The sequence below is a fragment of the Tessaracoccus sp. ZS01 genome (assembly GCF_022342445.1).
Lineage (GTDB): Bacteria > Actinomycetota > Actinomycetes > Propionibacteriales > Propionibacteriaceae > Arachnia.
Genome location: NZ_PQFE01000008.1, coordinates 111,149 through 123,684, shown reverse-complemented (window position 1 = coordinate 123,684; position 12,536 = coordinate 111,149). Strand labels below are relative to the sequence as shown.

At 69.4% G+C, this 12,536-nt stretch carries 9 protein-coding genes; 4 read left to right on the top strand and 5 right to left on the bottom strand.

Annotated elements, in window-relative coordinates; translation table 11 throughout:
• The coding region (locus C3E87_RS09535; protein ID WP_076062038.1) for a S8 family serine peptidase at nt 1–2,581 on the top strand (2,581 nt) is incomplete at its 5' end.
• On the opposite strand, the gene pepN is transcribed toward C3E87_RS09535, so the two are convergent.
• The gene (gene pepN, locus C3E87_RS09530) at nt 2,545–5,094 is read right to left on the bottom strand and encodes an aminopeptidase N (RefSeq protein ID WP_076062036.1); all 2,550 of its coding nucleotides are present in this window, start codon (nt 5,092–5,094) and stop codon (nt 2,545–2,547) included. The genes C3E87_RS09535 and pepN overlap by 37 nt on opposite strands.
• Before the next feature lie 171 nt (nt 5,095–5,265).
• Between pepN and C3E87_RS09525 the strand changes: the two genes are divergently transcribed.
• The 3 genes from C3E87_RS09525 (at nt 5,266) to C3E87_RS09515 (ending at nt 8,288) form a co-directional block, all read left to right on the top strand.
• Nucleotides 5,266–6,054: a hydroxypyruvate isomerase family protein gene (locus C3E87_RS09525; protein WP_076062034.1), complete on the top strand. Its 789-nt coding sequence runs from the start codon at nt 5,266–5,268 to the stop codon at nt 6,052–6,054.
• 33 nt (nt 6,055–6,087) lie between these two features.
• Nucleotides 6,088–6,966, top strand: coding sequence for a 2-hydroxy-3-oxopropionate reductase (locus C3E87_RS09520; protein WP_076062032.1), 879 nt, complete (start codon nt 6,088–6,090; stop codon nt 6,964–6,966).
• Between the two features lie 167 nt (nt 6,967–7,133).
• A complete protein-coding gene (locus C3E87_RS09515) occupies nt 7,134–8,288 on the top strand; it encodes a glycerate kinase (RefSeq protein ID WP_076062029.1) in 1,155 nt (384 codons plus the stop codon).
• 151 nt (nt 8,289–8,439) lie between these two features.
• Here C3E87_RS09515 and C3E87_RS09510 read toward each other — a convergent pair whose 3' ends face one another.
• The 4 genes from C3E87_RS09510 to C3E87_RS09495 all read right to left on the bottom strand — a co-directional run bounded on the left by C3E87_RS09510 (nt 8,440) and on the right by C3E87_RS09495 (nt 12,508).
• Nucleotides 8,440–9,249 (bottom strand): hypothetical protein, encoded by an 810-nt coding sequence (locus C3E87_RS09510; protein ID WP_143570974.1) that lies wholly within the window; start codon nt 9,247–9,249, stop codon nt 8,440–8,442.
• 107 nt (nt 9,250–9,356) lie between these two features.
• Complete coding sequence (purQ, locus tag C3E87_RS09505) at nt 9,357–10,031, bottom strand: phosphoribosylformylglycinamidine synthase subunit PurQ (protein ID WP_076062025.1); 675 nt, start codon at nt 10,029–10,031, stop codon at nt 9,357–9,359.
• The gene (gene purS / locus C3E87_RS09500) at nt 10,031–10,270 is read right to left on the bottom strand and encodes a phosphoribosylformylglycinamidine synthase subunit PurS (protein ID WP_076062023.1); all 240 of its coding nucleotides are present in this window, start codon (nt 10,268–10,270) and stop codon (nt 10,031–10,033) included. Before purS ends, purQ begins: the two co-directional genes overlap by 1 nt.
• Before the next feature lie 72 nt (nt 10,271–10,342).
• Entirely contained in the window at nt 10,343–12,508 is a 2,166-nt protein-coding gene (locus C3E87_RS09495) for a leucine-rich repeat domain-containing protein (RefSeq protein ID WP_076062021.1), read from the bottom strand.
• Nucleotides 12,509–12,536 lie beyond the last annotated feature (28 nt).

Genomic DNA, 12,536 nt, shown 5'->3' with positions numbered 1-12,536 from the left:
CACCACCCCCGCACCCCCCATCGAGGAACAGCTGGCAGCTCTCGGCGACGAGGTCGTCAGCGGTCGCTGGTTCGTCGAGGTCGAGGGGGCCCCCGAGATCGCCGGCGGCACCGCCGGCGCCGCCAAACAGGCCCAGGACAAGGTCATGGCGGCAGCCAAGGCCGAGGGCATCGCGCTGAAGCAGCCGAAGCGCTTCACCGCCACGTGGAACGGCGTCGCCGTCACCGCGAGCGCCGCCGACGCCAGCAAGCTCGACGCGCTGGCCGGGGTACGCGGGGTCTACGCCGTCGTCCAGGTGGACAAGCCCGTCCAGGACGCGGCCGCCAGCCCCGCCATCAATTACGCGCGCACCATGACCGGCGCAGATGTCGCCAACCAGGAGTTGGGTTACACCGGCGCCGGGATCAAGGTCGGCATCATCGACTCCGGCATCGACTACAACCACCCCGACTTCGGGGGGTCCGGCACCAACGACGAGACCAGGGACTTCCCCGGTGAGCGCGTCAAGTGGGGCTGGGACTTCGTCGGCGACGCCTACGACGCGAACAGCGACGACCCGGCCATCAACACGCCCGTCGGTGACCGCTGGCCCGACGACTGCGGCGGGCACGGCACGCACGTGGCGGGCATCGTGGGCGCCGACGGTGAGGTCACCGGCGTCGCCCCTGAGGTTGACTTCGGCTCCTACCGCGTCTTCGGCTGCGACGGTTCCTCCAGCTCCGAAATCATCATCGAGGCCATGGACCGCGCGTACGCAGACGGCATGGACGTCATCAATATGAGCCTCGGCGCGTCGCTGCAGACCTGGCCCAGCTACCCCACTGCGCAGGCTGCGGACCGCCTCGTCGACGCCGGCGTGGTCATGGTCATCTCCCAGGGCAACTCCGGCGCCAGCGGCACCTTCTCCGGCGGCGCGCCCTCCGTCGCGCACAACGTGATCTCCGTCGGCTCGGTCGACAACGAGCAGTACATGGCGAACTACCTGACCTCCACCGCAGGCACCGAGCTCGCCTACATGACCGCGACAGGCTCTCCCGCCCCGGAGCCCGGCACCACGTTCGCGCTGGTCAACGCCGACCCGGTCACCGCCTGCGTGCCCGCCGAGATCGAGGCGGCGGGCGCGGACGGCCAGGCGCTGCTCATCCAGCGCGGCGGCTGCACCTTCCACGAGAAGGCGCTCAACGCCCAGAACGCCGGCTACGACGCCGTGCTGATCTACAACAACGCCTCGGGCATCATCAACATGACGGTGGAGGGCACCACACCCATCACGATCCCCGCCATCAGCCTGCTCCAGGCCGACGGTACGGTCCTGGCGGCCGAAGCCGCTGCCGGCGCCACCAGCATCACGTTCTCCGAGGACCAGAAGCGCTTCGACAACCCCACGGGCGGCTACCAGTCGGACTTCAGCTCCTACGGCCTGGCCGCGGACCTGACCCTGAAGCCCGATGTGTCGGCCCCCGGCGGCAGCATCTACTCGACCTACCCGCTGGAGGAAGGCGGCTACGCCACGCTGGGCGGCACGTCGATGGCGGCCCCGCACGTCGCCGGCGCCGCGGCGCTCGTGCTGGAGGCCCGCCCCCAGTTGGATCCGTACGAGGTCCGGACGCTGCTCACCACCACTGCTGACCCCTTCATCTGGGGCCTCTTGCCCCAGTACGGGCTGGCCGAACCGGTGCACCGCCAGGGCGGCGGCCTCGTGGACATCCCGCACGCCATCACCACGGCGACCTTCGTGGAGCCGCAGAAGATCTCGCTGGGCGAGAGCGCGGCCGGACCGGTCACGACCACGATCAAGGTGACCAACACCTCCGACCGTGACCTGACCTACGACCTCGGTGTGGAACACGGCGTGGGCACCTGGGGCAAGTCGACCGACTCTCTCGGGTTCTTCATCCTCGAGGCCGACGTCACATTCTCCGCCGACAGCCTCACGGTGCCGGCCGGTCAGAGCGCCACCGCCACAGTGACCATCGACGAGAGCTTCGAGGCGGAGCTCGACGGCGCCATCTACGGCGGCTGGATCACGCTCACGTCGGGGAGCGAAGACCTCGTGATCCCGTTCGCGGGTCTGGCCGGTGACTACCAGTCGCTCACCTCACTGGAGTTCGCGGCGCTCACCTACATCGACGACGAGGGCGTTCTCTCCGTGGCCGAGCCGTGGCAGACGTTCACGCTCGCCGACGGCGACATCCCGCGCATCGCGCTGTACCTCGCCTACCCCGTGTCGGGCCTGTACGTCGACGTCTACCGGGCGAACCCGGACGGCACCCGCGGTGAGAAGGTGCACGCGAACTACCTCAACTACGCCACGGAGGTGGACCTCGGCCGCTTCGGCGGCCTCGCCACCATCGCGTGGGACGGCACCTATCAGGGCAACCAGAGCGGAAACGGCAAGCTGCGCACCGTTGCCGACGGCAGCTATGTCCTCCAGGTCCGCGTGCTCAAGGCGCTGGGCGACCCCTCGAACCCGGACCACTGGGAGACGTGGGATTCCGCCCCGCTCACGATCGATCGTGCGGAAGGCATCGACGATCCCCGCGACTACAACGGTCCCAGCAAGGGCCGCGGTAAGCGCTGACCCCTGACCGAGGTGGCGATCTCGTCCTCGTGGATCTCCTCGCGGACGAGTCGCACCAAGGTCGCCGGGGCGGCGGGGTGCGCGGCGAGCCAGTCACGGCCCGCCGCGTGCCCGCCCTCCGGGAACCCGCCCCGCACCAGCCGCATGGCGATCTCAATCGGGTGGTCGCGCCACACCTGCTCGAGAGAGCCGAAGTACCGTCCAGCGTACGGTTCCCTCAGTTCCCGCTGGCCGGGTGCGGTGAAGCCCGCCAGCAGCGCATCGACGGCGTCGTTGGTCTCACCGTCGACGGCGTGCGCCCGGCGCCACGCCTCCTCCTTCACCGCCGCCTCCGGGCGCGAAGCCCAGGCCCGCAGGCGCGCCGTGCGCCCGGCCGCGGTGTCGTCGGCCGCCAACGCGGCATCGAGTTCGGCATCGGTGGCGGCGCCCTGCGTCGAGAGGCTCTGCCACGCCAGCCAGGTGAGATCGGGCGAGAGCTCGAGCCCGTCGATCCCACCGTCGAGCACCCACCGCACGTCCTGGGCGGCCAGCGCGGCGCCGCGGAGGTACGCGCGGGCCCAGAGCAACTGCTCCGGGGAGCCGGCCTCTGCGGCTCCGGTGGCCGCGCGGGCACCGTCGCGCCACTGCTCGGCCAGGCGCGGGTCGGTGCTGTACCGCGACACCGCGACGAAGGCGCGCTCGAGCAGCGAGGCGAGCACGCCGGTCTGCCGCTCGCCAGCCCCCAGCACCGATGCGACGAAGGCACCCGGCTCCAGGTCACCGGCGCGGACGTCCTGCCACAGCGCGGTCCAGCCGACGGCCCGCGGAAGCGGCTCGAGGTCGCCGACGTGGCCCAGCAGGTAGCCGCGCGACGTCTCGTCGAGGGCGACCCGGGCGAAGGTGCGATCCAGGTCGTTGAGCAGCACGGCGTCCGGCAGCGGCCGGCCGACGGCGGCAGCCACGGGCGTTTCACCGGCGGTGAGCACCACGTCGTGGCGGCTGTCGAGCTCCAACCGGTCCCCCATCAGGCGGTAGAGGCCCACCGTGGTGGCGTGGGGCCGGCCCGCGTCGGTGTCGCCCGCGCCGAAGAAGTCGCGGTGCACGACGAGTTCGCGCACGGTGCCATCGTCCGGCTCGGCGAGGACCGTGGCGCTCAGCGTGTCGTGGCCTGCGGTCTGCAACCAGGCCGCGCTCCAGGTGCTCAGGTCCCGGTCGGTCTCGGCGGCCAACGCGTCGATGAAGTCCGCGAGCGTGGCGGAGGAGAAGGCATGCGCCTTGAAGTAGCGACGCGAGCCCGCGAGGAACGCGGGGAGGCCGACGAAGTGCACCAGCTGCGTGAGGGCGGAGGCGCCCTTGGAATAGGTGATGCGGTCGAAGTTGGTCTTGGCCGCCTCGAGGTCCGGGATGTCGGCGACCACGGGATGGGTGGTGGGCATGGAATCGGCGAGGTAGGCGCCCACCTTGCGTTGGGTGGCGAAGTTGACCCAGCCCTCGTCGAAGCCCGCGGCTTCGACAGAGACGTGGGTGCCCATGAATTCGGCGAAGGATTCCTTCAGCCACAGGTCGCCCCACCAGCGCGGGGTCACGAGGTCGCCGAACCACATGTGGCTCATCTCGTGCAGCACAGTGTTGGCGCGCCCCTGCAGCTGCGCCGGCGTGGGCGTGGAGCGGAAGAGGTACTGCTCGGTGAACGTGACGAGCCCCGGGTTCTCCATGGCGCCGAGGTTGTATTCGGGCACGAAGATCTGGTCGTACTTGGTGCCCCACGGGTACGGGCCGAAGTGCTCGGTGAACCAGTCGAGGCCGGCCCCGGTGACGCGGAACAGTTCCTCGGCGTCCAGGTGCTGCACGAGGCTCCTGCGGCAGAGCAGCCCGAGTTCAAGTTCCCCGGTTCCTGAAGGTTCGCGAGCGCCCGTCCAGGTAGTGCTCACCCGGTGGTACGGGCCGGCGCAGAGGCAGGTGATGTACGTCGACAGCGTCGGCGTGGGCTCGAAATCGACCCGCACCACACCGTCGGCGACCTGTGCCCGGGTCGCCTCGGGCTGATTGGAGCCGAACCACCAGCCCTCCGGCCCGGTGAGCGCGAAGGTGAAGGGCGCCCGCACATCGGGCTGCTCCAAGGTGGGGAAGACGCGCCGCGCGTCGGCGGGTTCGTACTGCGTGTAGAGGTAGGTCTCGCCGTCCACCGGGTCCACGAAGCGGTGCAGGCCCTCGCCCGTACGGGAATAGCGGGCGCGCGCCTCGACCAGCACCTCGCAGCGACGACCCACCGGCAGGTCGGCGAGGCGGAGCCGAGCGCCGTCATACTGCACGGGTTGCGGCTCGCCGTCGATGAGGAGGCGGTCCACTTCGCCGATGAAGTCGAGCCACGTCTCGCCTTCTGATGCGGTAAGGGACAGGAGCGCCACGACGGGGAAGTCATGGTGCGCCGGATCGACCGCGTCCCGCACGTCGACCTCGACGTGGTAGGCGTGCACCTCGACGGTGGTGGCACGGTGGGCGGTTTCCTGCTGGCTGAGGTTCGCAGACGACATGGAGCCTGAGTCTAGACGTGAGCATCGCGCCACCTCGGCGTGCGCCTCCGGTGTGGAGCAGTATCGCCCAGTGGGATCGGCCCGGCGCCAGGGGGTACTTCAGGTTCGGGGGTGCGGTTAGGGTTTCCCTAGAAGAAGGGATGCTTCCATGGCGAAAGACGAGGATGTCTCATGTCCTACACCGTGAACTGCTCCATCCTCCTGACCGGGCTGCCGCTGCTCGAGCGCGCGCAGGCAGCACGGGACGCGGGATTCGATGCGGTCGAGTTCTGGTGGCCCTTCGCCACCTCCATCCCGCATGCAGCCGAGATCGGGGCCTTCGAGGCCTCGCTGCGCAACGCGGGCGTGCAGCTCACCGGCCTCAACTTCAACGCCGGGGACATGGCGGCGGGTGAGCGTGGCCTCGTGTCACTCCCGGGCCGACAGGATGAGTTCGTCGCCAACCTGGACGTGGTCGCCGGCATCGGGGAGCGCACCGGCTGCCGCGCCTTCAACGCGCTGTACGGCCTGCGCGACGACGCCTACACCCCGGACGAACAGGACGCGCACGCCGTAGAGATGCTCCGCAAAGCTGCGGACGTCGTCGACCGGATCGGTGGCACCGTGCTCGTTGAGCCCGTGTCGGGTGCCGAAGGCTACCGCCTGAAGACCGCCGCCGATGTGCTCTCAGTCATCGCCGAAGTCGGTCGTGACAACGTCAAGCTGCTCGCCGACTTCTTCCACCTCGCCGCCAACGATGACGACGTCGCCGCCGTGATCGAGGACCACGCAGCCGACTTCGGCCACATCCAGATCGCCGACTTCCCCGGCCGGGGCGCCCCCGGCACGGGCAGCCTCCCGCTGGCCACCTGGCTCGAACGCTCGAAGGAACTCGGCTACGACGGCCACATCGGCCTTGAGTACAAGCAGGCCGACGAGCCCTTCGCCTTCGTCGGCCGGGGCGTCCTCCCCGGCATCTGACCCGCTCCCACCCATTCTTCGAAAGGCCTTCTCATGACCAACATCGCATTCATCGGCCTGGGCATCATGGGGCTCCCCATGGCGAGGAACCTCGTCAAGGCGGGCCACACCGTCGTCGCCTTCAACCGCAGCCCCGGGAAGGTGCAACAGTTCGCCGCCGAAGGCGGCCGGGGCGCCACGTCCGTCGCCGAGGCAGTGAAGGACGCCGACGTCATCATCACCATGGTGCCGGATTCTCCCGACGTCGAGGCCGTGGTGACCGGTGACGAGGGAGTGTTCGCCAACGCGAAGCGGGGCGCCATCTGGATCGACACATCCACCATCCGTCCAGACGTCGCCCAGCGCCTCGCGCAACAAGCCACGGAAGCCGGCATCCGCGCCATCGACGCCCCCGTGTCGGGCGGCGAGGCCGGTGCGGTCGAGGGCAACCTGTCGATCATGGTGGGCGGCGACCCGGGCGTGGTGGAGGAGGCCCGCCCCGTGCTCGAGGACGTCGGTACCACCATTGTGCACGTCGGCCCGGCCGGTAGCGGCCAGACGGTGAAGGCTGCCAACCAGCTCATCGTGGCCGGCACCATCCAGCTCGTGGCCGAGTCGCTCGTATTCCTCGAGGCCCACGGCGTCGACCTCGAAGCCGCCGTCCAGGTACTCGCCGGTGGCCTCGCCGGGAACCGCGTCCTCGACCGCAAGGCCGCCTCGATGATCAAGGGCGAGTTCGCTCCCGGGTTCCGCATCGACCTGCACCACAAGGACCTTGGAATCGTCACCTCTGCGGCCCGTGAGGCGGGCGTCATCCTCCCCGTCGGCGCGATCGTCGCCGAGCTTATGAACTCCGCCCGCCAGCGCGGGTACGGATCGCTGGACCACTCGGCTCTGCTGAAACTCGCGCGGGACCTGGCCGGCAAGAGCTGAGCCGCTCGCCCCAGCCCGACCGTCCACGACGACAACCGTCGCACCCACTGAGGAGACCCACCATGGCCCGGTACTCATCCACCTGCGTATCGACGTCCAGATGACGGAGATCGAGTTCCACATCGAGACCCACGGACCGTCGCCCGCCGGCGGCTGAGGAGGCCTTCGTGTTGGTCGTCATCGCCCCCGACAAATTTAAGGGTTCCCTGGCCGCGCATGAGGTTGTCGAGGCCATCGCCGCGGGTATCCGCGACGTGATGGGTGAAAGCGCAGAGATCGTGTCCCTCCCCGTCGCTGACGGCGGGGAGGGCACGGTCGAGGCGGCCATCGCGGCCGGTTACGAGCGGCGCACCGCCACGGTGCGCGGCCCACTCGGCCACGGAGTCAACGCCCACTGGGCACTTCGCGATTCGGAGGCCGTCATCGAAATGGCGGCGGCCTCCGGCCTCGAACTCATCCCCGCAGCTGAACGCGACGGTCTCCGGGCCTCGTCGTTCGGCACCGGAGAACTGGTGCGCGAAGCACTGGATGCCGGGGCCAGCACCATCGTCCTCGGCGTGGGCGGCTCCGCCTCCACCGACGGTGGCGCAGGCATGCTGGAAGCCCTCGGGGTCAGGCTCCTTGCCGCCGATGGCTCCCTCGTGGGTCCCGGTGGCGGCCAGTTGGCCGACCTCGCACTGGTCGACGCTTCAGGGCTCGACCCGCGGCTGGCCGCCACGCGTCTTGTGCTGGCCAACGACGTGGACAACCCGCTCTGCGGACCCAGAGGCGCCGCTGCCGTGTTCGGGCCCCAGAAGGGCCTGACCCCGGACGCCATCCCCGTCATCGACGACGCCTTGATGCGCTGGGCGAACCTCCTCGGCGAGGCCATCGGGTTCCCGCCAGGAGCGGATCTGCTCCCGGGCGCGGGGGCGGCCGGCGGGGTCGGCTTCGCGGCCCTCGCTGGGCTCGGGGCTGAATCCCGGCCGGGGGCCCAACTCGTGGCGGAGCTCGTGGGCGTGCCTCAGGCATTGGTCGGGGCGGATCTCGCCATCACCGGCGAGGGCAGCCTGGACGAGCAATCCTTGGGCGGCAAGGCCCCGATGGGCGTGCTCGCCGCCGCCAAGAAGGCCGGGGTGCCCGCCGTGATCGTCTGCGGCAGGTCCCTGCTCGACGACGAACAATGGCAGGAAGCAGGATTCACCGCTCTCTACGCGCTCACCGACCGGGCCACCGGCCAGGAGGAGAGCATGCGCGAGGCAGCGAGGCTCCTGCACGAGGTCGGACGAGAGATCGCGATGTCGATGTTGACGTCGCTTCCCCGGCGAAAAGGCCAGACATGACGAACGTGCAGTCGCAGGGCGGCGACGGGATCTGCAAGGTGCCGACGCGGAAGAGGCGCTGCACCAGCGCCGTATGCCGCCCTGCCGCTGGCCGGGCAGTTGCTGACCCGCGGCGAGTAGGGCCAGTCAGAGCTCTCCGACAGGGCCCCGCTCAGACCTTGGCTGCCCGGTACCCGGCCGCCTCTGCCGCGCTACGCGTCGCGAAGCACTCCTCGGGCTGCGTGCGGCTGTAGTAGCGCTGATCGGGCATGTGGTAGATCATCGAGTTCGCGTTGCCCTTGATGGGATATGCCGACGGGCAGTTCCAGCCATTCGGCGAGGCGGACCCCGACGTCGGCGCCGGGGCCACCGTGACGGGAGCTGCGATCGCCGCCGGCTTGGGCGCGACAGCTGCGCTGAGGAGCTGCTTGGGGCCTGGAGCCGGCGGCGCCAGGTACGGCGCAGGGGCCGGGATCATCGTCACGGCGGGCACCGTGGAGGTGGAGAAGCGCACCATCGAGTTGAAGACCTCCTTGGTCTCCTGCTTCACGACTCCCCCGGTCTCCGAGGCGACGGTGGCGACGATGTAGTTGCGGCACGCGCCCCGGCCGGTGGTCGCGGTGTCACACTCGGTACGCCACGTTCGGCCGTCGGCCGAGGTCCAGGAGCCGGTGGTGCCCAGCGGGTTCGACGCCCACGCCTGCCGTGCCGAAGGGAGGTAGGCGAGGTTGTTGAAAGCCCAGGTGTTCTGCTTGTACCACTGGCCGTTCTCCATGAAGACCTTGGTGGCGAAGATGTCCGTGGTGCACCGGATGATGGTCGCCGAGTAGTTGGAGCACCCCGTCTGCCAGTAGCGGTCGTTGATGAGTTGTACACCGGGCGTTGAGTACACGTCGCCCGTGGCGGCCTGTGCGGGCGCCGGGACCAGTAGCCCCGCCGTCGCTATGACGGCTGCGGCGATCCCCGCGAGAGTTTTGCGCATGGACATGAACATTTCCCCAATCACCGGGACCCCCGCCCGGTTCCGAGCAGTCTGACACAGCCGAACTGGGCGCCATCCCCCGGGGTGGGTCTATGCAGCCGAAAGGGTCAGACGCGGGCGCCGAGGAACCCGATGACCGACTCGAAGAACCTCGCGCCGTCCGTGGTGGGCGACGTGAGCGGCTCGACGTTGTGCTCCGGGTGCGGCATGAGACCGACGACGTTGCCGCGCTCGTTGGTGATGCCAGCGATGTCATTGGCGGAGCCGTTGGGGTTGTCCAGGTAACGGAAAACGATCTGGTCGTTGTCCTCCAGTTTGCGCAGCGTCTCCGGCGTGGCCTGGTAGTTGCCCTCGCCGTTCTTCAGCACGATGGTGATCTCGTCGCCCTTGGCGAAAGCAGCGGTCCAGACGGTGTCGATGGTCTCGACGCGGAGCCGCTCGTCGCGGCAGATGAACTGCTGGCCGGCGTTGCGGATCATGGCGCCTTCGAGCAGGTGCGCCTCGCAGAGGAGTTGGAAGCCGTTGCAGATGCCGAGGACGGGCATGCCCTTGTTCGCGGCGTCGATGATGGTGTCCATGATGGGACTGAAGCGGGCGATGGCGCCGCAGCGCAGGTAGTCGCCGTAGGAGAAACCGCCGGGCAGGATGATCGCGTCCACGCCGTCGATCGAATCCGAGCCGTGCCACAGCGGGACGGCCTCGGCGCCGGTGAGTTGCACAGCGCGCAGCGCGTCGTGGTCGTCGAGCGACCCCGGGAAGGTGACGACGCCGATGCGGGTCATCAGTCGGTCACCACATCGAAGGATTCGATGACCGTGTTGGCCAGCAGGGTCTCTGCGGCCTGACCGATCTGCGCGAGCATCTCGGGGGTGACGTCGCCGTCCACCTCGATCTCGAAGCGCTTGCCCTGCCGCACGGACATCCCGTGGAAGCCCAGACGCTGCAGGGCACCGGTGACGGCCTTGCCCTGAGGATCCAGGATCTCGGGCTTGGGCATGACGTTGACAACGACGCGTGGCATGGGGGCAATCGTACCGGAAACGGGATGGGCGGCCCGAAGTGTCTCTCCGAGCCGCCCACGTCCTGTGTCTGATCAGCTGAACAACACGATGTTGTTCAGGCGCCAACCGGTGTGCTGCTCGAACCGGTAGGCCCCGGCGGGTCCGGGCTTGGCCGAGACCGCCGTCGCCCGGACGTAGGAGCGGCAGGCGCCATGGCCGGTGGCGGCCGTATCGCACTCGGTTCGCCAGTCCCGGCCGTCGGAGGCCCGCCACTCGCCCGTGCGCGCGAGGGGGTTGCCCTCCCAGACCGCGCGTTCCACAGGGAGGTAGGTGAGGTTGTTGAACGCCCAGCCCTGGCGCACCTCGTACCGGCCGTCCATCTGGGTCACGGTGGTGGCCCAGATGTCGGTGCGGCAGCGCTCCGTGACCGAGTAGGTCTCGCAGTCGGTGTACCAGCGCCGGCCTCCCACGTCGTGGAGCCCGGGCAGCGTGTACGGGGCGGTGCGCCCAGCCGTCGCCTGCACGGTGTGCGTGACCACGGCTGTGGCGGTGACGGTGGGCGCCGGCTCCGGTGTGGCGGTCTCAGTGACCACGGCTGTGGCGGTCACGGTGGGCGTGGGGACGGGTACCGGGTCAGCGGCCGTCACGAGCACGGAGCCCGCGAAGGTACCCCGGCCGGTCACCGTGCTGTTCCAGGTGAGCGTGTACGCCCCCGGCTCCTCGAACACCAGCCGCCCGCCGACAGTGCGGCTGACGGTGGCGGGCAGCGTCAGGGCCACGTCCGTCCCGTCGAGGTGCGTGATGGACGTCGCGCTCACGGCTCGGCCGGTGTCCACCTGCTGCTCCACGCTCTGGTAGCGCGCCCGTACCTTGCTCGCATCCGTGACGACGAGGTCCTGCAGCGGGCTGAGGTCGACGATGGCGTTGCTGCTCAGGTCGAGGGAGGTGAGCGAGTCGAAGGCCGCCAGCGGCGTCACGTCCGAGATCGTGTTCTTCGACACCAGCAGCGACGTCAGGGAAGGCAACCCGCTGAGCGGAGCCAGATCGGAGATCTGGTTGCCCTGGGCGGCGAAGGTCTGCAACGACGTGAGCCCGCGCAGCGACTCGAGCGAGGAGAAGCCGTTGTCGTGCGCCACCACCCGGGTGAGGTTGGGCATCCCGGAGAGGTCCAGCTCGGCGATGGAGTTGGCGTCGATGGTCAGGTCGCCGATCGAGTCGCTCACCAGGTTGCTGATGCTGGTCAACTGGTTACGGCTGAGGCCCACGGTCTTCAGCCGCAGCAGGGATGACAGTGCGCCGGCATCGGAGACTGCGTTGGAATTCAGCATGAGCGAGGTCAGATCGGTCAGCCCAGCCAGCGGCGTGACGTCGGCGATCTGGTTGGTCGCCAGCCACAGGGAGGTCAGCCCCGTGAGGCCGGCCAGCGCCGAGACGTCGGTCAGGCCATTGCCCGTCAGGGTGAGCGTCTCGAGGTTCTTGAGCCCGCTCAGGGGCGTCAGGTCCGCCACCTTGTGGCCGCTGAACGACAGCGACGAGATCCCGGTGAGGTGGTCAGCGCCGGTGACGTCCGTAATGGTGCGGTACTTCGACGCGGCGCAGGTCAGTTCACCGGTCAGCCCAGTCAGGAGCTTCTGCGAGAGTGGCTTGTCAGCCGCGATCCCGAGCCGGTCGGTCAGGCACAGACGGAACTTCGCGTCCGGCACCTCCACCGCCGTCGGGTCGGTCACGGCCAGGCCTGCAGGCTCACTGCGCAGCGTCCCGGCCTCGTTCGTTGCCACAGCACGCACCTGGCGGCCGTCATCGGCCAACGCAACGGAGGCGAGCGTGAGGGTGGCGCCTGTGGCGCCGTCGACGGGGACCCAGGCGACGCCGTCGGTGGAGGACTCCCAGGTGATGACAGGCGTGGGCCGTGCCTTCACCGCTACGGTGAACCGCGCGTCGTACCCGGTCTCGGTGACCACATCCACCGGCTGGGCCGCGATCACCGGGGCGAACGGTGCGGGGTCCGGTAGCTCGCCCGGCGCGTAGCCGGCCCAGCGCGGAGCAACCCCGCCGAACACCGACGACGGCGACACCGACCAGCCCTCCACACTTCCGGGCTCGGGGGTGTAGCTGCCGGCACCCAGGTCGGAGAACGTCCAGCTTCCCCAGCCGGAGTCGTCACTCCAGTGCCGGTGCCAGTAGGTCCACCACTGCCCGTCGAGCACGAAATCGGCCCGGATGCCGTTGATGACCTTCACGAACGACGGGTTGTCCACCGTGAAACCGGCTGAGGCAAGTGCGGCT

Bases quoted from the DNA above. Each gene is read 5' to 3' on its own strand.
- pepN (WP_076062036.1), bottom strand. From the start codon at position 5,094: ATGTCGTCTGCGAACCTCAGCCAGCAGGAAACCGCCCACCGTGCCACC.
- C3E87_RS09525 (WP_076062034.1), top strand. From the start codon at position 5,266: ATGTCCTACACCGTGAACTGCTCCATCCTCCTGACCGGGCTGCCGCTG.
- C3E87_RS09520 (WP_076062032.1), top strand. From the start codon at position 6,088: ATGACCAACATCGCATTCATCGGCCTGGGCATCATGGGGCTCCCCATG.
- C3E87_RS09510 (WP_143570974.1), bottom strand. From the start codon at position 9,249: ATGCGCAAAACTCTCGCGGGGATCGCCGCAGCCGTCATAGCGACGGCG.
- purQ (WP_076062025.1), bottom strand. From the start codon at position 10,031: ATGACCCGCATCGGCGTCGTCACCTTCCCGGGGTCGCTCGACGACCAC.
- purS (WP_076062023.1), bottom strand. From the start codon at position 10,270: ATGCCACGCGTCGTTGTCAACGTCATGCCCAAGCCCGAGATCCTGGAT.